18 protein-coding genes and 4 tRNA genes are annotated in these 22,671 nt (G+C 34.3%); 3 read left to right on the top strand and 19 right to left on the bottom strand.

Translation table 11 applies throughout. The annotated features are described in order from the left end of the window. Positions 1-62: 62 nt before the first annotated feature. From nth to KO527_RS21455, 12 genes are all read right to left on the bottom strand, one after another. Positions 63-695 (bottom strand): endonuclease III, encoded by a 633-nt coding sequence (nth, locus tag KO527_RS21510; protein ID WP_216042295.1) that lies wholly within the window; start codon positions 693-695, stop codon positions 63-65. Positions 696-824: 129 nt separating this feature from the next. Then, a complete protein-coding gene (locus tag KO527_RS21505) occupies positions 825-1,526 on the bottom strand; it encodes an electron transport complex subunit E (RefSeq protein WP_216042294.1) in 702 nt (233 codons plus the stop codon). 1 nt (position 1,527) lies between these two features. Continuing rightward, positions 1,528-2,172, bottom strand: coding sequence for an electron transport complex subunit RsxG (rsxG, locus tag KO527_RS21500; RefSeq protein ID WP_216042293.1), 645 nt, complete (start codon positions 2,170-2,172; stop codon positions 1,528-1,530). After that, a complete protein-coding gene (rsxD, locus tag KO527_RS21495) occupies positions 2,169-3,242 on the bottom strand; it encodes an electron transport complex subunit RsxD (RefSeq protein WP_252733953.1) in 1,074 nt (357 codons plus the stop codon). The genes rsxG and rsxD overlap by 4 nt, the downstream gene beginning before the upstream one ends. Continuing rightward, positions 3,239-5,779: an electron transport complex subunit RsxC gene (gene rsxC, locus KO527_RS21490; RefSeq protein ID WP_216042292.1), complete on the bottom strand. Its 2,541-nt coding sequence runs from the start codon at positions 5,777-5,779 to the stop codon at positions 3,239-3,241. Before rsxC ends, rsxD begins: the two co-directional genes overlap by 4 nt. Positions 5,780-5,788: 9 nt before the next feature. Next, positions 5,789-6,343, bottom strand: a complete 555-nt coding sequence (gene rsxB, locus KO527_RS21485; protein ID WP_216042291.1) for an electron transport complex subunit RsxB — start codon at positions 6,341-6,343, stop codon at positions 5,789-5,791. Between the two features lie 2 nt (positions 6,344-6,345). Continuing rightward, positions 6,346-6,927, bottom strand: a complete 582-nt coding sequence (gene rsxA, locus KO527_RS21480; RefSeq protein WP_216042290.1) for an electron transport complex subunit RsxA — start codon at positions 6,925-6,927, stop codon at positions 6,346-6,348. Positions 6,928-7,101: 174 nt separating this feature from the next. After that, a complete protein-coding gene (locus KO527_RS21475; RefSeq protein ID WP_216042289.1) occupies positions 7,102-9,033 on the bottom strand; it encodes a GGDEF domain-containing protein in 1,932 nt (643 codons plus the stop codon). Positions 9,034-9,178: 145 nt separating this feature from the next. Continuing rightward, positions 9,179-9,255 (bottom strand) — tRNA-Asn (locus KO527_RS21470). A 21-nt stretch (positions 9,256-9,276) separates the two neighbouring features. Then, positions 9,277-9,353: transfer RNA gene (locus KO527_RS21465), tRNA-Asn, on the bottom strand. Between the two features lie 24 nt (positions 9,354-9,377). Next, positions 9,378-9,454 (bottom strand) — tRNA-Asn (locus KO527_RS21460). A 24-nt stretch (positions 9,455-9,478) separates the two neighbouring features. Then, positions 9,479-9,555: transfer RNA gene (locus tag KO527_RS21455), tRNA-Asn, on the bottom strand. A gap of 941 nt (positions 9,556-10,496) precedes the next feature. On the opposite strand from KO527_RS21455, the gene KO527_RS21450 reads away from it, so the two are divergent. The 3 genes from KO527_RS21450 to KO527_RS21440 are packed head-to-tail and all read left to right on the top strand — an operon-like array spanning position 10,497 to position 14,870. After that, positions 10,497-11,870, top strand: coding sequence for an MATE family efflux transporter (locus KO527_RS21450; RefSeq protein ID WP_216042288.1), 1,374 nt, complete (start codon positions 10,497-10,499; stop codon positions 11,868-11,870). After that, positions 11,867-13,873 (top strand): excinuclease ABC subunit UvrB, encoded by a 2,007-nt coding sequence (gene uvrB / locus KO527_RS21445; protein WP_216042287.1) that lies wholly within the window; start codon positions 11,867-11,869, stop codon positions 13,871-13,873. The genes KO527_RS21450 and uvrB overlap by 4 nt, the downstream gene beginning before the upstream one ends. Next, on the top strand, positions 13,866-14,870 hold the full coding sequence (locus tag KO527_RS21440) for a class I SAM-dependent methyltransferase (protein ID WP_216042286.1): 1,005 nt from the start codon (positions 13,866-13,868) through the stop codon (positions 14,868-14,870). The genes uvrB and KO527_RS21440 overlap by 8 nt, the downstream gene beginning before the upstream one ends. Positions 14,871-14,883: 13 nt before the next feature. On the opposite strand, the gene KO527_RS21435 is transcribed toward KO527_RS21440, so the two are convergent. The 7 genes from KO527_RS21435 to queC all read right to left on the bottom strand — a co-directional run bounded on the left by KO527_RS21435 (position 14,884) and on the right by queC (position 22,595). Continuing rightward, positions 14,884-15,126, bottom strand: a complete 243-nt coding sequence (locus tag KO527_RS21435) for a hypothetical protein (RefSeq protein WP_216042285.1) — start codon at positions 15,124-15,126, stop codon at positions 14,884-14,886. Positions 15,127-15,136: 10 nt separating this feature from the next. Further along, the gene (locus KO527_RS21430; protein WP_216042284.1) at positions 15,137-16,651 is read right to left on the bottom strand and encodes a methyl-accepting chemotaxis protein; all 1,515 of its coding nucleotides are present in this window, start codon (positions 16,649-16,651) and stop codon (positions 15,137-15,139) included. Between the two features lie 161 nt (positions 16,652-16,812). Further along, on the bottom strand, positions 16,813-17,064 hold the full coding sequence (locus KO527_RS21425) for a hypothetical protein (RefSeq protein WP_216042283.1): 252 nt from the start codon (positions 17,062-17,064) through the stop codon (positions 16,813-16,815). A gap of 37 nt (positions 17,065-17,101) precedes the next feature. Further along, complete coding sequence (locus KO527_RS21420) at positions 17,102-17,335, bottom strand: hypothetical protein (RefSeq protein WP_216042282.1); 234 nt, start codon at positions 17,333-17,335, stop codon at positions 17,102-17,104. 97 nt (positions 17,336-17,432) lie between these two features. After that, complete coding sequence (locus KO527_RS21415; RefSeq protein ID WP_216042281.1) at positions 17,433-19,547, bottom strand: winged helix-turn-helix domain-containing protein; 2,115 nt, start codon at positions 19,545-19,547, stop codon at positions 17,433-17,435. A 290-nt stretch (positions 19,548-19,837) separates the two neighbouring features. Continuing rightward, positions 19,838-21,706: an MASE3 domain-containing protein gene (locus tag KO527_RS21410; protein WP_216042280.1), complete on the bottom strand. Its 1,869-nt coding sequence runs from the start codon at positions 21,704-21,706 to the stop codon at positions 19,838-19,840. 229 nt (positions 21,707-21,935) lie between these two features. Next, on the bottom strand, positions 21,936-22,595 hold the full coding sequence (gene queC / locus KO527_RS21405) for a 7-cyano-7-deazaguanine synthase QueC (protein WP_216042279.1): 660 nt from the start codon (positions 22,593-22,595) through the stop codon (positions 21,936-21,938). Between the last annotated feature and the right edge of the window lie 76 nt (positions 22,596-22,671).

Raw genomic sequence — 22,671 nt, 5'->3', positions numbered from 1 at the left:
GAAGTGTAAGGGATAAAAAGAGGCCCATGCTAATAACAGACAAGGGCGTAGCATTGCTAATATTACTCTGTTTTATCTTTAAACTCACATAAGTCTTCAATAATACATGAACCACACTTAGGCTTTCGCGCAACACAGGTATAGCGACCATGTAAAATTAGCCAATGATGAACATCTACCATAAATTCTTTAGGAACGACTTTTAGTAGTTTTTGTTCAACTTCTACCACATTTTTACCCATAGCAAACTTTGTACGGTTAGAAACACGGTCAATATGCGTATCGACAGCGATTGTCGGCCAGCCAAAAGCAGTGTTGAGAACTACATTAGCAGTTTTTCTGCCTACACCTGGAAGCGCCTCTAAGGCTTCTCTATTTTCAGGGACTTCACCACCGTGTAAATTCACAAGCATTTCACAGGCTTTATAAACATTATTGGCTTTAGAGTTATACAAACCGATTGTTTTTATATAGTCCCTTAAGCCATCGACACCAAGATCTAATATTGCTTGTGGTGTATTCGCGACGGGAAAAAGTTTTCTGGTTGCTTTATTGACTCCTACATCAGTCGACTGGGCTGATAATGTAACAGCAACAAGCAATTCAAATGGTGAATTATACTCAAGTTCAGTTTCTGGATGAGGGTTATTTTCTCTTAATCGTTTTAATATTTCGATTCGTTTAGTTTTATTCATAAATAGCTGCTTGGTTTTTCGATAACTCAATTAGTCTCGTTTGAATAACCAACGTCCTTGCAGGTTTATAATACGGTTCGAGATGATATTATTAAAAAAGACTCATCTATAGCTGATGAGCCTTATTGTCTAAGTTAAGCTTGTGACACGCGCTCGTGGCGCTTTTTCAGTATCTTGTGCTTTTGGTTCTTTATCTTTTATCTGTTCATCGATAATATTTTTGCCTGCGATTAAAAACCCCATGCCAATAAAAGCACCTGGAGGTAAAATTGCTAGTAAAAATTGGTTATCAAATTTGAATATTTCAAGTTTTAATACGCGCGCCCATTCACCAAATAATAAATGTGCACCATCAAATAAAGTGCCTTGGCCTATTATTTCACGCATAGCACCCAAAACGATCAAGACTAAAGTAAATCCTAGGCCCATCATAAAACCATCTAGTGCCGACAAATGTACCGGGTTTTTAGAAGCAAAAGCTTCAGCTCTGGCGATAATCACACAGTTGGTCACAATAAGTGGAATAAAAATCCCAAGAGATTGATATAAACCAAATGTATATGCGTTCATTAATAATTGAATGATAGTTACAAAGCCTGCAATAATCATTACAAATACAGGTATTCGTATATCTTTTGGTACCCAGTTTCTAACAAGTGATACAGATATATTTGAACCAATTAGTACAAGCATACTGGCAATACCAAGGCCTAGCGCATTGATTAAACTTGTAGAAACAGCAAGTAAGGGGCATAAACCTAATAACTGCACTAAAACGGAGTTATTTTTCCAAAGTCCTTGTAAGGAAATATCTTTTAAATTGTCTTTCATATTATTTATCAACTCCTGCACACTCATTTGGTGCATTAAATAACATTTCAGTCTCATTTTGCGCATATAAACTAGCACGTTTTACTGCACCTATTACTGCTCTAGGTGTAATTGTTGCACCAGTAAACTGATCAAATATACCACCATCTTTTCTTACTGCCCAGCGCATATCTTGTTCTGATTTTACCTGAATATTGTCAAATTTAGTGATCCATTGAGATTTTTCAACTTCAATTTTATCCCCTAAACCGGGTGTTTCTTTATGTTTTAAGACCCTAACACCTGCTACTGTACCATCTAAATAAACAGCAGATAAAATATCTATATTTCCGCTATAGCCGTCTGGCGCAGTACTTTCAATTAGAAGTGCAACCGGCTTGCTATCTTTTGTTGCACGATAAATTTTATGTGGTTTTTTACTTCCTAAAAAACTCGCATTGACAATAGTGCAATCTAAGTAAAGTTCATTGTCATGTATGTCTTTTGGTAAAACCTGCTCTAACACTTTTAATAATTGCTTTTTCTCTTGTAACAAAATTTGATCTTTCGTCATTATTTGAGTCAAAGTCACTAAACCCGTAGTGACAAGTGCAAATAATGATAAAATCGCGCCATTTTTTATCATGGCTTTTTTTTCACTGATCATTGGATTTCTCCATGGCCATAGGTTCTTGGTTTGGTATAGTAATCAATAAGTGGCACGGCCATATTTATCAATAATACAGCAAATGCAACAGCATCTGGATAACCGCCATATGCGCGAATAAGGTATATCAATACACCAATTAAAGCGCCGTATATTAATCGCCCTTTATTTGTAGTCGCTGCTGAAACTGGATCCGTGGCAATAAAAAATGCACCAAGCATAGTCGCACCGCTCACTAAGTGAAAAACAGGTCCGGCATGGATATCTGGTGAAAATAAAGGGCCTAAAATAGCGCAAAAAGCCAAAGTTGCAATCATAGCTACAGGGATATGCCAATTAATAATTTTTGCTTTAATTAGATATAGGCCGCTAAACATAAATGTTAGATTAACCCAAAACCAACCTTTGCCTGCAAATCCATTAAAAACTTCACCTGTTAAACTTTCTGTAACTGTGAGTCCTTTTGTTATATCTGTTTTTAAGGTATCTAATGGTGTTGCCATAGTAATGCCATCTACATTCATTCTAAGTTGGTTGACACTAAAACCATCACTTGTAAAACCAGTTAGAATAACTTGGAACTGTTCAAAAAATCCTAACGAATATTGTTGAAGAGAGTTAACAGGTAACCAAGATGTCATTTGCACTGGGAATGAAATTAATAATAAAACATAGCCTGCCATAGCAGGGTTAAACAAATTAAAGCCTAAACCACCATATAGTTGTTTTACAACTAAGATGGCAAATAATGTGCCTATAACGATTATCCACCAAGGTGCTAACGGTGGAATACTTAATGCTAATAATAAACCTGTTAGTATCGCACTATTATCCTTTAATGTTGAAAGGATAGGGCGTTTTCTTAACTTAAGAACAAGTGACTCGGCCCCTGCTGCAGTTATGATTGCAATAATACATTGGAATATTACGCCATAACCAAAAAAATAGCTCTGTACTAACATTCCAGGGATACACGCAAGTAAAACAGTTATCATCATATTAGATAATGTTTTTTGACTATGGCTATGAGGCGAGCTGCTCATATTTAATTGTGTGCTAGCCTTCATCATTCATTATTGCCTTTTTCATTTGTATCATCATTAGGTGTTTCTGGGCCATTAGCTTGTTTTGCTAATTTTTTAGCTTTTGCACGAGCGACGGCTGCAGCAATGGCAGCTTTACGAGGATCTTCAACTTGTGTTGATTCTGGCTCGTTAACATCATCGTTTGTTACTGATTCAACTTGTTTCGTTAATTTTTTAGCTTTTGCACGAGCGACGGCTGCAGCAATGGCAGCTTTACGAGGATCTTCAACTTGAGTTGATTCTGGCTCGTTAACATTATCACTTGTTTGAGACTCAGCTTGTTTCGCTAATTTTTTAGCTTTAGCACGGGCGACAGCCGCAGCAACGGCAGCTTTCCTAGGATCTTCAACTTGAGTTATTTCAGATTCGTTAACATCATCACTTGTTTGAGACTCAGCTTGTTTCGCTAATTTTTTAGCTTTAGCACGGGCGACAGCCGCGGCAACGGCTGCTTTCCTAGGATCTTCAACTTGAGTTGATTCTGGCTCGTTAACATTATCACTTGTTTGAGACTCAGCTTGTTTCGCTAATTTTTTAGCTTTAGCACGGGCGACAGCCGCGGCAACGGCAGCTTTCCTAGGATCTTCAACTTGAGTTATTTCAGATTCGTTAACATCATCACTTGCTTGAGACTCAGCTTGTTTTGCTAATTTTTTAGCTTTAGCACGGGCGACGGCCGCGGCAACGGCTGACTTTCGAGGATCATCAGTTTTTGTAACATCAGGCTCTTCATTTGATTCTGCTTGCTGGGCTAATTTTTTTGCTTTTGCACGAGCAATCGCAGCTGAGACAGCCGATTTTTTGTCATTAGTAGCAGTTTGTTCGATTTCACTTTCTTCAGAGTTTGATACTTCTTTTTGCTTCTCTTCTCTGTATAAACGTGCTTTTTCTTTTCGCTCAGCTCTTTGCTTAGCAACTTCTGTGTTATCTGGTAAAGCTTCAGCATTTTCGTTTTGTTGCTTTTTAGCTTTAGCGCGGGCGATAGCAGCAGACACGGCAGATTGTTCTGGTTTATCGCTTTTCACTTTCGCCATCGCTTGCGCTATTTTATTTTGCTCTGCGGTAGTTTTAGGTTTGGCTGGTTTTTTATGTCGATTTAGTCGCTCTTCTTTTTCTCGTTCGAGCCTTTGATTTCGGATCTCAAAACGTTCTTTTGCTCTTTGTGCTTTTTGTTGCTCTTCTTTTTGTTCTTTTATTTGTGCTTTAGCAATGCGGTAATATTGCACTAAAGGAATTTCACTTGGGCATACATAGTTACATGCACCACACTCAATACAATCAGATAAATTATGTTCTTCTAATTTATCAAACTCTTTTGCTTTAGCAAACCATTGTAATTGCTGCGGTAATAAAGATGCAGGGCAGGCATCAGCACAGGCGCTACAACGAATACAGGCTTGCTCGTTATCACTGACAGGTAACTCTATTTGATTTGGAGCTAATATACAGTTTGTTGTTTTTACCACAGGGATACGAACGCTTGGTAAAGTGAAACCCATCATAGGGCCACCCATAATCACTCTTTGTTGTGTTTCGGGCTTAAAATCACAATTATCAAGTAAATGTTTTACTTCGCTACCAATCAGTGCCCAAACATTTTTTGGTTTATTTAAAGTTCGACCAGTCACTGTTACAACACGTTCTATAAGCGGTTTACCTTTATGGATAGCTTCGCTTATAGCAAATAAAGTTCCCACATTTTGTACTAAAATACCAATGTCAGCAGGAATGCGACGAGCAGGCACTTCTTTATTTGTTAAGATTTGAATCAGTTGCTTTTCACCACCAGATGGATATTTGGTCGGAATAGATCTTACTAATATATTTTCAAATGGCTCACTAGCTAATTGCATTGCTTTGATAGCTAATGGTTTATCATCTTCGATTGCTATTAATACTTTCTCAGGTTTTAAAACATGATTTAAAACATTGATACCTTGGATTATATCATCCGCATACTCTTGCATTAATCGATCGTCGGCTGTGATATAGGGCTCACACTCAACACCATTAACGATTAAGATTTCAATGTTTTTATCTGTTTGAGATTTCACATATGTTGGAAAGCCTGCTCCCCCCATACCGCTGATCCCAGCCATTTGAATTTTAGTTATAATATCTTGGTTTTCTAGCGTTTTAAAATTTTCTACAGGAGATAAGTCACACCATATATCTTTGCCATCTGGAATTAATATTATGCTAATTTCTTCTAAAGCAGATGGGTGAGCAGACGGCATCGCTTCAATTGAATCTATGATACCTGATGTTGGTGCGTGTACAGGAACAGACCAAGCCTGATTTGACTCGGTTAATGCTTGGCCTTTAAGGACTAATTGCCCTTTTTCAACTAATACCTTCCCATGTACGCCAATATGTTGTTTTATTGGGATCACAAGTTTTTCAGGTAATGGAAGCTGATAAATTTCTGCTTTCTCAGTTAGTTCTTTGTGACCAGGAGGGTGCACGCCACCGGGGGCCTGCCATAGCATTCCACGTTCTATCTGCTCTAGTAAACTTTCCACCTAGCCCTCTTAATCTATCTGTTTTACTGAAATGGATTCTAAATTCCATTTCCAGTTTTGTGTTGTTGTTTTCACTGGTAGCATATCAATACAATCTACAGGGCAGGGCTCGACACATAAATCACAGCCAGTGCATTCATCAATTAATACTGTATGCATTTGCCTTGTCGCACCTAAAATAGCGTCTACAGGACAGGCTTGGATACATTTAGTACATCCGATACATTCATCTTCTCGAATATAGGCAACGGTTTTGATTGGTTCTTGCGCTTCGCCTCCAGCTAAAGGTGTTGCTTCTACTCCCATTAAATCAGCTAACTTTTTAACAGTCGCATCGCCACCTGGTGGACACTTATTTACATCATCCCCATTGGCAATTGCCTCTGCATATGGGCGGCAACCAGGATAGCCACATTGGCCACACTGTGTTTGCGGTAATATTTCATCAACTTGGTCAACGATAGGGTTTGATTCAACTTTAAAACGTACACCAGCAAAGCCTAATATCAATCCAAAAATGAGCGCTAGGCTTCCTAGTGCAATTAAAGCGTATATAAGTATCATAATTATAGTTTCACCAACCCAGTAAAGCCCATAAATGCCATAGACATGAGTCCTGCTGTGACCATTGCTATTGAAGCGCCTTTAAATGGCGAAGGAACATCAGCAGCATTTAACCTTTCTCTAAGTGCTGCAAACAAAACAAGCACTAAAGAGAAGCCAATCGCAGCACCAAATCCATAAACTGCAGATTGAATAAAGTTATGATCTTTATTGATATTAAGTAACGCAACACCTAATACGGCACAATTAGTTGTGATTAAAGGTAAAAATATACCAAGCAAACGATAGAGGGTGGGGCTGGTTTTTCGAACGACCATTTCGGTAAATTGAACAACTACAGCAATAACAAGAATAAAGCTCATTGTTCTTAAAAATTCGAGTTCTAAGGGCATTAAAATATAATGACTAACTAAATAGCTGGCAATAGATGCTAAAGTTAAAACAAAAGTTGTAGCTAAAGACATGCCAATAGCAGTATCTAGTTTACCAGATACACCCATAAACGGACATAAGCCAAGAAATTGTATTAATACAAAGTTGTTTACCAGCACTGTAGCTATCAGTATTAGTAAGTATTCTGCCATTTTTTTATCACCCTAAGATATAAGCGGGCTATTATCCTGTTTTCTCGGCCTTTTAACAACTGAGAACAGGTGAACAGTGAGAAAAAAATGAATTTAACGTGTTAGAAGAGGTGCTGGAGTGGGGTTTTATAAAAAGCGCCTTGATTAATTTGAACAAAGCGCTTTATTTAAAGTTTAAATATCTCTTGGTTTATCAATATAATAGCCCTGAGCACCATCTAAACAAAGTTGTTCAATAATATGCTTTTCTTCTTGAGTCTCAACGCCTTCAGCTAAAACTGTAACACCAATTCTATGAGCTAAATCTACAATTAAGCGCATAAAGTATTGATTATTTTTATCTTCTTCAAGGCCTCGAGTATAGCTCGCATCCATTTTTATGAAATCAGGTTTTAAATCACGGAAAAATTTAAATGAAGTTAAGCCTACGCCAAATCTTTCAACTGTCACTCTAGAACCAACTCTATGAGTCATATCTATAAAACGTTTACTTGCTTTGATATTTTGTTGTAAACCAAATTCACTTATTTCAAAAATAAGTTTTGCAGCAACATTGTTATTTTTAAGCAACAAGCGCTCAAGCCATATTACAAATTGTTCGTCATGTGCACTGTGAGCGGTAATATTGATACCAAAGAACTGCTCTGATAGGTTTTTGTTTTTAATTGAATCGATTGCAGATTCAATAATCAGCTTATCTACATGAGATATTTGTCCTAGCTTTTCTGACATAGCTAAAAAAGATGCTGTAGGTAAAATTTGATCATCATTCGTTTTAAATCGGGCTAAAATTTCAGAGTAAGCTTTGGTGCTTCTATTTGTTGGCGAAATTGTTTGTATCATTAATTTAACGCGCGAGTTTTCTAGTACATCATCTATGACTTGTCGCCAATTTTGATTGCCAAAGCTTGCACTGACATTATCGAGTACATCAGATGCTTTTTGAATATGCCAAGCGTTTGCTTGCTTACTTTGCGCTAAGCTTAATGCGGTATCTACCAGAGCAAGCAATTCACCTAATGGTTTTTTTGCTTCATATGCAACCATGCCTGTATTGGCTATAGAGCTTAGTTCAGTTTGTTGTTGGTACTCAGTAAATTTTGATTGTAATGAATCACCAAATTTTTCAGCTTCTTTTAAAGGGATATTAGGTAAAATAATAGCGAAATCAGAACTATTGATTCTATAACATTGGCTTGTTGAATATGTGCCAGTCACCTTTTGAATCAAGTTTGATACTTCTTTTATATATTCATCACCTTTTTGATAACCTCTGGTTTGGTTAATCAATTGTAATTCGCTTGAACGTACTAAGGCTAAAATACCAAAACTAGGTTTATCTGTATCCTCTATATTAGCCCCATAATATTCAACAAACATATTACGGTTACCAAGATCCGTTACTGAATCTTTATATGCTTGAAATTTTATCTCTAATGCTGATTCTTCAACTTCTTTTTGTTTTTTTCTTAAAAATGAATTTAAACGTACGATACTTGGGAAAATAGAAGAAACAGCACCGTCGGCGATACTGCTATCTAACTGTTTATTTTGCTCATCAGTTTTTACAAATTGATCAACCATTTTAGACATGGCTTCAGTGACATTGTCAGATGCTTTTTTTAATGTTGATTTTAGAGTGAGAAACGGTGTGATAACTAATATTAAAGTAAATGCCATTAAGGTAAATAGCGTATTTTGTGCAACAGTAGCAGCTAATTGCATTTTCACTGTAAATTCAAGGTTTAAACCTTGATCAGCATCTACTGCAAATTGTGTTCTAATAAAAGGGGAGAGGGCATGTATTTCTTTTATTGTAAAAGGCAAATAAGATAAGTTTTCATTTTGGTTGTAAATAACCTCACTTTTATCTTTTTGAATTTTTAATGAATCCAAATTAAATATTTTTTTTATGTTGTTGCCATAAACTTTTGGTTCTTCAACAAGCGGGTTTTCTCGGATGTACAAGCTAATTGCACGTTGAGTTGTTAATTGTGTTTGTGCGCTGTAACTTTGAAAGGTATTTATCACCGTATAAATTCCTGAACAGGTTACAATTATCCAAAGTAGCACTTGAATTGATATGAATTTTTTTAACTCAACCATGGTGTATCTAATATCCGTTTTATTTAGAGTTTAAATCGAGAAAAGATTTATTGTTATATAGTAGAGTATAAAGATATGAAATGTAAATATTTTGATTTGTCTGAGTGGTGATTTTTTAGTGTCTGGAGTGTTTTAAGTTATTTTTTGGCTCCCCCTCCCCGACTCGAACGGGGGACCTGCGGATTAACAGTCCGTCGCTCTAACCAACTGAGCTAAGGGGGAACTAAAAATATTATCAGTAATTGGCTCCCCCTCCCCGACTCGAACGGGGGACCTGCGGATTAACAGTCCGTCGCTCTAACCAACTGAGCTAAGGGGGAACTACTACTTGATATTATCATAATTGGCTCCCCCTCCCCGACTCGAACGGGGGACCTGCGGATTAACAGTCCGTCGCTCTAACCAACTGAGCTAAGGGGGAACTACTTATGATATGTTGAAAAGTTGGCTCCCCCTCCCCGACTCGAACGGGGGACCTGCGGATTAACAGTCCGTCGCTCTAACCAACTGAGCTAAGGGGGAATGGCTTGCTTCTCAACGGGGCGAAATATTAATGGCAGGGGTGCAAAGTGTCAACTAATAAAACTTTATTATTTAAAATAAATGGTTTGTTCGCTGCTTTTATATTCAATAAGACTAAAAAATAGCATTTCTGTATGTATAGCGTCCAAATTTATTCCACCGTGGATAATAAGTTAGTTGTAGAACTATCAGATTATGAGTAAAGCTAGGTAATATTTATGGCGATTAGCTACAAAATATAAATTTATAGTGTCACTTTATCTGAAAAATAAAGAAATAAGCATATTCGTAGGAAATCTTGCTATTTACATTAATCGTTATTTTCAAAGAACAGTAGCAAGCTCAGTTATTAATTACATTATCTATTTTAGATCGCCCATATAATTCATAAGTAATGCTAAAAAATTTATTTATAAGAAATGTTTTAGATAGAAATTCATTATTTTGTTTAAATACCCCTGAATAAATAGGGGGTGACGTTAGTTACCCACAGAATCTGTGGATAACTATGTTTATGGATCTTTAAGAAAGCGTTTGAGGCCTTTGTATTTGAGGTGTGTAGCAATATCAATAGGTTTTTAAAAATAAATATTTAACAGTTAAAACAGTTGGTTAGGATTGTCAAATGTTTTCAATTTAAAATAATGAAAATATTACTGCTTTGTTAATTGACTATTTTCACTTGTGTAAAAAAGAAGCTTTTGAAAGGTTTGTTGTTACTAACTTGTAAATGATTGTGTTTTGTTGTTCTCTTTTATCGCTATTGTTAACGTTTTTTGTCTTTATATGATTTTAAATAAGCTAATTTCTGTATAACTCATATTCAAACAATTAACTTGCTTTCTAAGTTGCCAAGGTTTTTACCATGTTTTAGAATAGCCGACCCTTAACAGGTGTTATTTAAATCAAAAGTAATATCAAAAATTAAGATGTGAATGATTATGAGCAATAAAACAAAATCACCTGACCTACTAAGTGCGCCAATCCCTAAAACAATACGAGATATGACCATACCTATGATATTTGGCATGGTTACCTTAATGTTATTTAATCTTGTCGATACATTTTTTGTTAGTTTACTCGGTACAGATCCTTTAGCTGCGATCAGTTTTACTTTCCCCGTAACCTTTACAGTTATAAGCCTGGCAATAGGTTTGAGTATTGGTACTTCGGCTATAATAGCCAAGGCATTAGGCGCGGGTAATTTAGAAGAAGCACGTTTTGATGGTGCTGTGGCTTTGATTGTATCTGCGCTATTTGTATCGGTTCTTGCATTTATCGGCTATATCTATATTGATCCTATTTTCTCTTTGTTAGGTGCAAAACAAGACTTGATGCCGTTTATTTATGACTATATGCATGTTTGGTTCATCGGTAGCATATTTTTAATTACACCTATGATAGGTAATGCCGTATTGAGAGCCAGCGGTGATACAAAAACACCCAGTATTATAATGGGAAGCGCAGGTTTAATTAACGCAATTTTAGATCCTATTTTTATATTTGGTTTAGGACCTATTCCTGCGATGGGAATAAAAGGAGCTGCCATCGCCAGTGTTATTGCTTGGGCTGTAGGGGTATTTCTTATTTTATACCTTTTAATAATAAAGAAGAATTTACTCAGTCTCAATTCTAAAAATCAAACCTTTATTCTGGCAACAAAAAAAATGTTGAAAATAGGATTACCGGCAGCAGGTGCTAATATGCTTACGCCTATTGCAATGGGGATTATGACTGCAATTGTTGCAAGCCATGGTGCCGAAGCAGTTGCAGCTTTTGGTGTTGGAAGCAGGATAGAATCAATTTCTAGTATAGTTGTACTTGCTTTGTCTATGACCTTACCCCCTTTTATAAGCCAAAACTTTGGTGCTGGAAAATTTAATCGCGTTGCAATGGCTTATAAAACGACGCTCAAATTCATTTTAATATGGCAGTTTGCTTTATATTTACTCTTAATTGTATTTTCGGGGGTAATTGCAAATATATTTGCTTCTTCAGAAGGGGTTGTTTCGGTAATAAAATTATTTATCTGGATTTTACCTTTAGGTTATGGTCTACAAGGAGTGATAATACTCTCTAATTCTTCTTTTAATGCATTGCATAAACCTATGAATGCTTTATTTATGAGTGTGATAAGACTATTTGTTTTTTATGTGCCATTAGCTTATTTAGGCAGCCTATACTGGGGAATTCATGGTTTATTTATAGGTGCTTTAATAGGTAATGTATTCACTGCTATCATTTCATATCGTTGGTTTTGTCAAACATTACAATCAATAGAAAGTAATGAACAAATAAAGGTTTGCGAAGCATGAGTTTAACATTCAATTTAAAATCCCATTATTCACCAAATGGCGACCAACCTCAGGCAATAGCACAATTATGTGATGGTTTAGAGGCTGGGCTTGCGCATCAAACATTAGAAGGAGCAACCGGTACAGGTAAAACCTTTACTATGGCAAATGTCATCGCTAATACCAATAGACCAACTATCATCATGGCGCATAATAAAACCTTAGCAGCGCAGTTGTATGGGGAGATGAAAGAGTACTTTCCAGATAATGCGGTTGAATATTTTGTTTCTTATTATGATTATTATCAGCCTGAAGCTTATGTTGTTGCCAGTGATACCTTTATTGAAAAAGATGCGTCAATCAACGAGCATATAGAGCAAATGCGATTATCGGCTACTAAAGCACTTTTAGAACGAAAAGATGTCATTATTATAGCTTCTGTTTCTGCAATATATGGTTTAGGTGATCCTGATTCATATATGAAAATGATGTTATTACTCAAACAAGGTGACACTATAGATCAAAGGGATATGTTACGTCGCTTAGCTGAGTTGCAGTATACGCGAAATGACATCGACTTTAGCCGAGGTACTTATAGAGTTCGAGGTGAGGTTATAGATATATTTCCTGCTGAATCTGATAAATATGCAGTTAGAGTTGAAATGTTTGATGATGAAATTGATAGATTAAGCATTTTCGATCCTTTAACTGGTGCAGTTGACAAATATATAGTTAGGGCAACTATTTATCCCAAAAGCCATTATGTAACACCAAGAGAAAAAATACTGGCTGCAACAGAAGAAATAAAAATAGAATTAAAACAACGCCGAGAATACTTATTAGAAAAAAATCACCTTGTTGAAGAGCAGAGAGTTGCTCAAAGAACACAATATGATCTTGAAATGATGACCGAGCTGGGATATTGCTCTGGCATTGAAAACTATAGCCGATACTTATCTGGGCGTAATCCTGGCGATCCGCCTCCAACATTATTAGATTATTTGCCTGATAACGCTTTGATGATCATAGATGAATCTCATGTTACGGTTTCTCAAATTGGCGCTATGTATAAAGGTGATAGAAGCCGTAAAGAGAATTTAGTTGAGTACGGTTTTAGGTTGCCTTCTGCTATGGATAATCGTCCAATGCGGTTTGAAGAATTTGAAGCGATTGCGCCACAACGTATTTATGTATCAGCAACCCCTGGGAATTATGAAATAGAGCATTCAACAGGTGAAGTTGCAGTGCAAGTTATTCGACCAACAGGCTTATTAGACCCTATTATTGAAATCAGGCCGGTTGCAACGCAAGTTGATGATTTACTTTCAGAAATATATAAAAAAGCTAAGTTAAAAGAGCGTGTGCTGGTCACAACGCTAACGAAACGTATGGCTGAAGACTTAACTGATTATTTATCGGATCATGATGTAAAGGTGAGATACTTGCATTCAGATATTGATACTGTTGAGCGTGTGGAAATTATTAGAGATCTTAGAGCGGGTGTTTTTGATGTGCTAGTGGGTATTAACTTACTTCGTGAAGGTCTAGATATGCCTGAAGTTTCATTAGTTGCTATATTAGATGCAGATAAAGAGGGTTTTTTACGCTCTGAGCGCTCGCTGATACAAACCATTGGCCGTGCAGCTAGAAATGTAAAAGGCAGAGCTATCTTATATGCCGATCGTATTACCGGCTCAATGGAAAAGGCGATTGATAAAACAAATAAACGTCGTGAAATTCAGAACGCTTATAATGTTGAGCATGGTATAACACCTACGGGCTTAAATAAAAAAATCACTGATATGATGGATTTGGGAGAAAAAGCAGAGACACAAGTGGATACATCTCACTTAATTCCTACAAGAACAGTTAAAAAGCCAGTGATGGATGCGCATCAAATTGGTGCTGAAATAAAGCGTTTAGAAGCAAAAATGTTAACCCATGCCCGAGAGCTTGAATTTGAACAAGCTGCTAAGGTGCGTGATGAAATTCAACAACTACATGATAATTTAATAAATGCCTGATTTAATCAACTCTCAATCATCGAGTCCGTTTTACCCGTTATTACAGGCATTAAGTAACTCACTTAATGCTAATATTGAAAGCTTAGATGCAAAAGAAGTTGAAAATGCATCTTTAGTTAATAATAAAGAACTGTGTCGTATTTTTCACGGAAGAGGTCATGCCTATGAAGGATTAAGTCATTTAAATTTAGACTTTTATTCTCCTTATTTATTTTTAATTTCATATACAGATATTGAATCTAAAGAACTTGAATTGTTAACTGAGCTTATATGGGAACATGTTGAGGCATCTAATAACAAAAATATTAAAGGTCTGGTATATCAGCAAAGGGCTGGTAGAGATACACATACTCAAGTTATTCAGGGAGAAGACCCTAAAAGCTTTGAAATACAAGAGCTAGGACTAAAATATCAAGTTGAATTAACAGGCAGTCAAAATACTGGCATTTTTCCAGATATGAAAGTAGGAAGGGCTTGGACTAAAGCACAAGCTGCAGATACTAAAGTACTTAACCTATTTTCTTATACGTGTGGTTTCTCTTTAGCTGCTATGGCCGGTGGTGCTAAACAAGTCATTAATATGGATATGAATAAAGGAGTATTACGGACAGGTAAAATAAATCATGAACTCAATGGATTTACTCGAAATGTGAGTTTTTATCCCCATGATATTTTAAAATCATTTGGAAAGTTAAAGAAATTAGGTCCATTTGATTTAGTTATTGTAGATCCGCCAAGCTTTCAAAAAGGCAGTTTTGTTCTGACAAAAGACTATCAAAAAATATTAAGACGCTTACCTGAAATATTAACTGATGGCGCACAGTTATTGTTATGTGCAAACAGTCCTGAATTAAGCTTACAGGCTTTTAAAAACTTAATATCAGAGCACGCAGGTGAAAAGTTTATATTTAAGCAGCGTCTTGATCCGGCACCTAATTTTGTTGAATTAGATGGCGACCGCAGCTTAAAGGCTTTGATATATAAATTTGAAAGTTAATATTTCATAAGCTTTATAAGTTATTAATATCTTTTTGAACTGAATAACCTTCATCAGTCACAATTTTTTCGAGTACTTGTATTCTATTTTCTAAAATTGTGACTTTTTGTTCTAAAGTCTCATTTTTATTATCATTTTCCTGGCTTAAATTAAAAGTTTTTTCTTTGAACTCTAAGTGTTTTTTATACATATCGTACATAACACCAAAGCCAACAGAGATAAAAACGATCAAAACTATCATAGTTGTGCCTGTCATAGGTTACGCCTTATCTTTTTTGTGGAATAAATGTGTTGGCTAAATTACTAATAGTCTCAATGTCTTGCTGTAATTGATCCATTTGAGTTGCAACATCTTCAGTTTGCTGCCAATTTAGCTCCGATGTTTGTTTTATTTCAATAACATGATTATTTATTTCATTTGAAACAGAACTTTGCTCTTCAGCTGCCGTTGCAATTTGCATTGATAATCCTGATAATTGTTGCATCTTTTGATGAATAACTGCAATTGCTTGATCTGAGTTTTCAGCTTGCTCTACACAGTTATCTGCATTATCTTTATTTTTTTTCATCATCACAAGCCAGTCGTTAATTGTAGCAAGCATTTCCGATAAACTTGTATGGACATGTACGGCTGTTTCTTGAGTACGAGAAGATAAGCTCCTTACTTCATCAGCTACCACAGCAAATCCACGGCCATGCTCTCCAGCTCTTGCTGCTTCAATAGCTGCATTCAAGGCAAGGAGATTAGTTTGATCTGCAATTGATTGAATATCAGTCATTAATTTACCAACATTTTGCGCTTCATTATTTAATTTATCTGCAGCTGAAGAAGCTTGTTCAACTTCATCGGCTAATTGTTTTATTTCAATAGTTGTTGTATTAATGCCACTTTGTGCTTGTTCACACAAATTGTAAGTCGCACTTATTTCATCTGAAGTTGAAATGCTATTTTGCGCAATTTCTTGTGTTGAGGTAATCATTTGTGCCATAGCAGAACTAACCTCTGTTAGTTCTTGTTGCTGGGTAACGAGATTAGTTCGGGTCTGTTCAGTACCTTGATGTACCTTATTTATAATATCTGATATCGGCTTAGTTGCATCTAGTGTTCGCTCTAAAATTGCTTTTATTTTTGTTTTCAATAGGCTCATATTAAAATCAAATACACTGGCTGTTCCTTTACCAAAATATACTTGGCGGCTAACGCTATCAAAAGTAGATTGCATTTTTTGTGCTTTTCTTGCCATCGGAATAATATCTTGCCAAAAAACAATGATAGGTGTTATCGCTGAAATAGCCGCAATGAGTGATGCAGTAAAATCAAGGTAAGTAAAAATAAAAACTTGAGAAATTAAGCTTAGAATAACCAATAAAGTAAAACGATGTGAGCGAGTAAATTCAAAAGTGAGAGATTTGCCATTTAAATTATCATAAACTTTATTTGCCCGTTTTATCATTTGAACGGTTGCAATTGTACTTATCGCTTGATGACCAATTATTTTACCATTTTCAAATTGTGGCGTAATAAAAGTATTAATCCAACACTTAGAACCGTCTTTAGTTGTCTTACATAGTATGCCTTGCCATGAAAATCCTTTTTCTAAAGTGGTTTTTACTTCATCTTTAACTGAAGCGGGCATATCAGGTGAATCGAGATCTCTACTGTTTTTACCAAGCAATTCATCTTGAGAGTAACCTAAATTTTGGCAGTAATCAGAATTAACATAAGTATATTCACCATGTGTATTTATCAGTGAAATTAGCTGAATGTTTGTACCTGTCATTTGATTACCTTTATCTATATATCAAGCATTTAACATTATTCTAAAGCAAAAATAACTCGATAGTAAATGATTCTAATCATATTAAGGTCAGATAGGGTGAGATAATATTTTTATTGGATATAGGTTAGTGTGAAAATTGAAGAGTTAGTGAAGTTACGGTATTAGGAGTTATTTATACCATCTACATACCCTTGGGCGAATGCTGCATGGGGGCTTTTATATTGCATAGTCCCAGATTGGCTCTCATGTAGCTTATCTAAATCGATATTAAGAGATTCTTCTTTATTTTTTCCTGCTTTAAAGCCTTTCTCATAAGCACAGCCAGCACATTTATACTTACCTGCACCATTTTTATCATGGGGTAAAGAATCAAGGAGAGACCAATGATGATGATTTTTAGTACATATTTTCATGGTTTCTCCTGAAATAATTAAATAACATAAACATTGGTTATTTTGTTTTCTTTTTTGTTTTTCCTTGTGTTTTTTTCGTTTGTTCCTCTGTAACTTCTTTTGCGCATAAAGGGTAAGGTGAGCAATTCATAATAGTTACAGTGCCTGTATTTTTATTATCTATTTGCTTATCTATATTTTTTGAATCTATTAATGGTGCAGCTTGAGCTAATAGAGGAATACATGCAATTACAGTCATTACAACAGTGATTTTTTTTAGTTTACTTTTCATAATAAATACCCAACTTACAATTGTTATTAATCTTTAATTTCTTAAGATAATGATTTAAATTAAAAAAATTACATTGGGGAAATATTGTTTTTTTAATTTATAAGTCTGTTTTTATTTTCATCTTGGCAACATATGTATTATTTAAATTTCTTTTGATATAGAGTAACCGATTATTAGATAAGCTAAATCGACCAACAGAAAATTCACCTTTTAATAGTTCCGTTTGTTTTTTTGTCATTAAATTTAACTTATAAAACCTATTGTGCTTAGTGTAATAAAGATTATTTTCATAAACTTCCCACTCATAATAATCAGCAAAATTTGTGTTTAAAATACGGTAAGAGTCTAGCTCTATCTGCCAATCGTCTGTTAATTTATAAATACCATCTACACCAAGTTTACTGACATAATATTGATTATTCTTACAATCAGATTTAACTGAATTAATAGAAGCTTGTAGTTTTTCCTTAGTCCCATTTTTACTGTTGATTAAGTATAGATTTGATTCACCCTTGCTATGGAATATGGTTAAAATTGAATCTTTGCTTGAGCATAGCCAAATAGGGCTTTTAATATATTCATTCTTTTTAGTTATTTCACTAATTGTTTTCGACTTAATATCTATTGAAAAAAGCTGGTGATTTTTTGTAAATAGCAATTGAGATGCATCAAAAGACAATTTTAAATTAGATAATAAATGAGCCTCTTTAAAATTAGTCAGTTGATAAATTTCATTTGTATCAGAAATCCAAAGTTGATTTTTACCTGTTCTATTTGATACAAATGCAGTTATACCTTCGTTGCCTTCAGCTTGTGCGGCTGCAAAGTCATTAAAACTTGATGATATTAAATTTGAGGCAAGAGTATCACTAGTTGTTAAGTTTAATTGTTTTATATCTGATGTATAAAAGTCACCGATAATCAGTAATAGCTCATTATCTGAGATGATTTTAGGACCTATAATTTGTTCATTTGATTGATACAAAGATGTTACTTTGAGGGAATCTATATTTATAGAACTTAAAATATAGTTTTCATTAACAAATATAATTGAATCAGCTGCTGGGTTCCAGTCTATTTGATAGGGTACATGGCTAAATCGGGTTAAAAACTTCACTTCACCACTTAGTAGGTTTAGGTACATTAATTCATGCTTGGTATTGGTAATTGATCTTATAAATGCTAATTTATGACCACTATTATCTAAACTTAAACTATAGTCACCATAGTGTTTGATAGGAGGTGCAGTCAGAGTTTCTTCTTGTTTTGTTTTGAAATTAAACCTTTTAATAATATAAGGTTCAGTATCATTAAGTTTATATGAAAAATAGAGCCAATTTTTATCAATAGCTAAAGGGCTCATGCTTAAAATATTACCACAGCTAGTAATTTTGTTAGTTTTGTTTAAGTTCAAATCCTTATCAATAGCAACGCTTTTAATGAGACATTTCTCTTTAATAAAATTTTGGTAGAAAAGGGTTTTACCATCTTTAGACCATTTAGGAGATGTAGTGTAATTATCATCGATAGAAATTGTTTTATTTGTATTAATATTTTTAATCATGACTTGCATGTTTGAATCAGCATTGGTTTTGTGAACAAATGCTAATAATTTTTTATCAGGTGAAAGGTCTGCACTTAACTCCCAACCTTCTTGATATGTTAAAGGCAGTGGTGTTACTGAATTAGATATATTGATATTGGTGGGCGGTGTACTATCAATTCCTTTCTTTTGAAAAATAATAAATAAAACTAAAATTATGATAAACCCAATTGCAATAAAGGCAGTTATTGCGTTTTTGGAATAACGCATCTTATGAGTTAAGTCACTAGGTGAGGATTCCGGTACTGATATCTTTATTGTTTCAGGCTCTACAATTTCCTTTTCTATAAACTTAATTTCAGATACTAATGAATAACCAATTTTTGGGTGTGTTTTAATATAGTCATTTTTTTCACCACCAAGTACCTTTCTTAACCTAGAGACAACAGCATTGATTGTGAGTTCTTCAACTATTCTGCCAAACCAAACAGTTTCAATAAGTTGATCTCGATTAACTACTTGAGAGTGATTTTCTATTAAAAACTGTAATAGTAAGCACTGCTTATTTTCAAGCGTTACAGTCTCATCAGTACCATCATCCTTGCGTAATGATTTAGTGCTAGGATCAAAAACCCAGTCTTTTATTTTTATAAGATGATGTTTACTCAATGACTTTACTACCAAATAAGAAATTATTTTCCACTAGCTATAGTCTAAAGGTTTTTTGTATGTATTTCTCTGAGAATTTAGTGTGAATTTACCTTTATTTGAAACTTTCATAAAATAATATTGTTTTTTATTTGGGTACATTTGTATTTGTGATTTATAAATGAGGTTTTTTTCATTTTTATGGGGTGTATAATCAAATAAAAAATGAGAGATGAGTCAAACAGTATATCTTAAGAAACAAAGTAATTTATAATAATCATAAATGCCAGTGGTATGAATTAAAGGTGCGATTAGTGATTAATTATTTTACAAGGAAAAATAATGATAAATGTAGTACCACTTCCTAGCTCACTCTCGCAGGTAATAGTACCTTTTAAAGATTGTGTTACTAAGTTATAAACAATATTTAACCCCAATCCACTGCCTCCTTGGCCTCTCTTAGTGGTAAAAAATGGTTCAAATAACTTTGGTAAATTTTTGCTTTCAATTCCACAACCTGAATCTTGAAATTTTAATATTAACATGTGCTTTTCTTCCGAGATATGAATTGAGATATGCCCACTGTCTAAAGTTTCAAAACCATGAATAATCGCATTCATAACTAAATTTGTTATTATATGAGATATGCTGCTTGGGGATGATTTTATAATTAACGTATCCAAGCAATCGATAGATACGCTTATACGGGATTGTTTTAGTTTGTGTTGTAGGCTTTTTAAAATCTCTTCTAGATATTTTCTTATCTTGAACTCTCTAATTTCTTCTGAGGTTTGATCTACAGCTACTTGTTTAAAGCTATGAATTAATTCATCTGCACGTGCTAAGTTTGATAGTATCAATCCTGAACTGATCACAGCACTATCTAAGTAAGTCTCTAAATTTTTACTTGTTAAAGTTTTATCTTGGAACAAAACCTTTACTTTTTCAGTATCTGAGGCTAAATGGGATGATGCAGTAACACCGATGCCTATAGGTGTATTTATTTCATGTGCAATACCTGCTACTAAGCCACCCAGAGAAGCCATTTTCTCTGATTCTATTAACTGTTTCTGTGTTTTAGTTAAAGTATTTATAGAGTTTTCTAATTCAATGGTTCTATCCTTGACTGATTGCTCTAAATTTTCTTTATGTTTTATTAGCTCATTTTCTTGGTGCTTTCTTTGAGATATATCAGTTAATGTTTGTACCAAAGAGCTTGTTTTATCATTTAAATCAATAGGCGTTAATGTAATTAAGTACCATTTATTAAATTGTGGATAATAAAACTCTTCGCTAAAAATTATTTCATGTTTTTTTATGGAATTACAAATAGAGCAGTTATGTTTTGATAAATTTCCTGGATGAAATAATGTATGAACTGGTTGATGGATTGCATCAATTAAAGCTGTATTGATTACTTTCACTGCTGATTGATTTAATTGGGATATATCACCATTACTGTCAATTAGAATAGTGGGGTGAGGGATTGCATCATAGCTATTTGAAGTTTTAGTTAATAAAGTGAAAGGTTCTTTTAAAGTTGTTTGTACAATCGCTTGATAAACCATCCAAAATGATAAAAATTTAAATATATGTCCAATAACAAAAGCTGTACCTGTAAAATCTGTGTAAAAAGTAAAACAGGCTTCAGCTATAATTGTCAGTATTAAAGATGAATATAAATAAGTAATTACTTTTTTGGTTATTAAATTTCGTTTTGCGTAATAAAGTGCAATTGTAATAACGAGTAGCGTAATAATAAAATACTCAGAATATATTTTTAATGGTGTTAATCCATTAGAATTGATAAATTCAGGTTTATCTAAATTAAAAGCTAGCCAAGTTGTGATGACTGTTATAAAACTAGTCATAAACAGCATATATTTTATATTTAACTTTTTAGTTAAAAAAATAGCGCTCGATAATAATAATAGCCCCTCTAATACTCTGGTATAAATCCAAAAGTGAATTGTTATTGTTGCAGTGCTTATGTTAAAGAATGGCATACCTTTTATCGTAAAAGCATGGAAAGAGTCTAAAATCGCAATAGCAAAATAACCGATGCCTAAATAAACTAAAAAATCATTTTTAATAAAGTGCTGTGTATTCAATACGATAACCAGCATTAAAATTCCAACAAATACTGAGAATAATTCAGCTAAAGTATGAAATAGAAGCACTCCATGCTCAATTCTTAGATAAGTAAGTACAATTATCATGATGGTTGGGAATAGTAAAAATTTTAAATGAGAGATTTGGATGCTAAACATTTAAACCAATAACTATGCAAGAGTAATTTAAACTTAGCATAAAATTGCTGCATTTCTAATGATAAATAATTGAAATGGTGAAGAGTTTAGATCATATACTGATAGTTATGATCTAAATCAAGTGAGATTTTAATATTTATTATACTTCGTATTCTATTGGATCAATGACATTATTAAGTTTAAACGCTTCCAATCTTTCTTGGCATGCACCACATTTACCACACGCCTTTTCACGACCGTTATAACAAGTCCAAGTTTGGCTGTAATCTAAATTCATTTTTAGACCATCAGTTAAAATATCAATTTTGCTATTTTTAAGGTATGGACTAACAATCTCAACTTCATCATAGTTAGCGATACGACATACATCATCCATCTTTTTAACAAACTCTGGGCGACAATCAGGGTAAATAGCATGATCACCAGAATGTGCGCCATAATAAACTTTACATGCTTTTAGTGACACAGCATAACCAACAGCTAATGACAGTAAGATCATATTACGGTTAGGCACTATGGTACTTTTCATATTTTCAGCTTCGTAATGACCTTCAGGAACTTCAATATCATCAGTTAAAGAAGAGCCTCCAATTATTTGATTTATAGCTGAAATATCAACGATTTTATGATGAACATCCAAGCCTTTACAGGCTATTGCTGCCACATCAAGTTCCTTAACATGTCGTTGTCCGTAATCGAATGATAATGCATAAACTTCATAGCCATCTCTTAAGGCTTTGTTCAATACGGTATATGAATCCATTCCACCGGAATAAATAACAACAACTTTTTGCGACATATTTCTCAGACTCTCGTATAATAGATGTTTTGTCAGGGCGCAATATTCTACACCTACGCTTTGATAATGACAATTT

Origin of the sequence: Pseudoalteromonas sp. C2R02, assembly GCF_018860845.1 — a bacterium.
GTDB lineage: Bacteria > Pseudomonadota > Gammaproteobacteria > Enterobacterales > Alteromonadaceae > Pseudoalteromonas.
Note: the sequence above shows the minus strand (reverse complement) of the source record. Positions and strands in the feature narration are given on the sequence as shown.

Bases quoted from the DNA above. Each gene is read 5' to 3' on its own strand.
- rsxD (WP_252733953.1), bottom strand. From the start codon at position 3,242: ATGATGAAGGCTAGCACACAATTAAATATGAGCAGCTCGCCTCATAGC.
- KO527_RS21425 (WP_216042283.1), bottom strand. From the start codon at position 17,064: ATGAAAATATGTACTAAAAATCATCATCATTGGTCTCTCCTTGATTCT.
- KO527_RS21420 (WP_216042282.1), bottom strand. From the start codon at position 17,335: ATGAAAAGTAAACTAAAAAAAATCACTGTTGTAATGACTGTAATTGCA.
- queC (WP_216042279.1), bottom strand. From the start codon at position 22,595: ATGTCGCAAAAAGTTGTTGTTATTTATTCCGGTGGAATGGATTCATAT.
- KO527_RS21450 (WP_216042288.1), top strand. From the start codon at position 10,497: ATGAGCAATAAAACAAAATCACCTGACCTACTAAGTGCGCCAATCCCT.
- KO527_RS21440 (WP_216042286.1), top strand. From the start codon at position 13,866: ATGCCTGATTTAATCAACTCTCAATCATCGAGTCCGTTTTACCCGTTA.
- rsxA (WP_216042290.1), bottom strand. From the start codon at position 6,927: ATGGCAGAATACTTACTAATACTGATAGCTACAGTGCTGGTAAACAAC.
- KO527_RS21505 (WP_216042294.1), bottom strand. From the start codon at position 1,526: ATGAAAGACAATTTAAAAGATATTTCCTTACAAGGACTTTGGAAAAAT.
- uvrB (WP_216042287.1), top strand. From the start codon at position 11,867: ATGAGTTTAACATTCAATTTAAAATCCCATTATTCACCAAATGGCGAC.
- nth (WP_216042295.1), bottom strand. From the start codon at position 695: ATGAATAAAACTAAACGAATCGAAATATTAAAACGATTAAGAGAAAAT.
- rsxB (WP_216042291.1), bottom strand. From the start codon at position 6,343: ATGATACTTATATACGCTTTAATTGCACTAGGAAGCCTAGCGCTCATT.
- KO527_RS21475 (WP_216042289.1), bottom strand. From the start codon at position 9,033: ATGGTTGAGTTAAAAAAATTCATATCAATTCAAGTGCTACTTTGGATA.
- KO527_RS21430 (WP_216042284.1), bottom strand. From the start codon at position 16,651: ATGACAGGTACAAACATTCAGCTAATTTCACTGATAAATACACATGGT.
- KO527_RS21435 (WP_216042285.1), bottom strand. From the start codon at position 15,126: ATGACAGGCACAACTATGATAGTTTTGATCGTTTTTATCTCTGTTGGC.
- rsxG (WP_216042293.1), bottom strand. From the start codon at position 2,172: ATGATCAGTGAAAAAAAAGCCATGATAAAAAATGGCGCGATTTTATCA.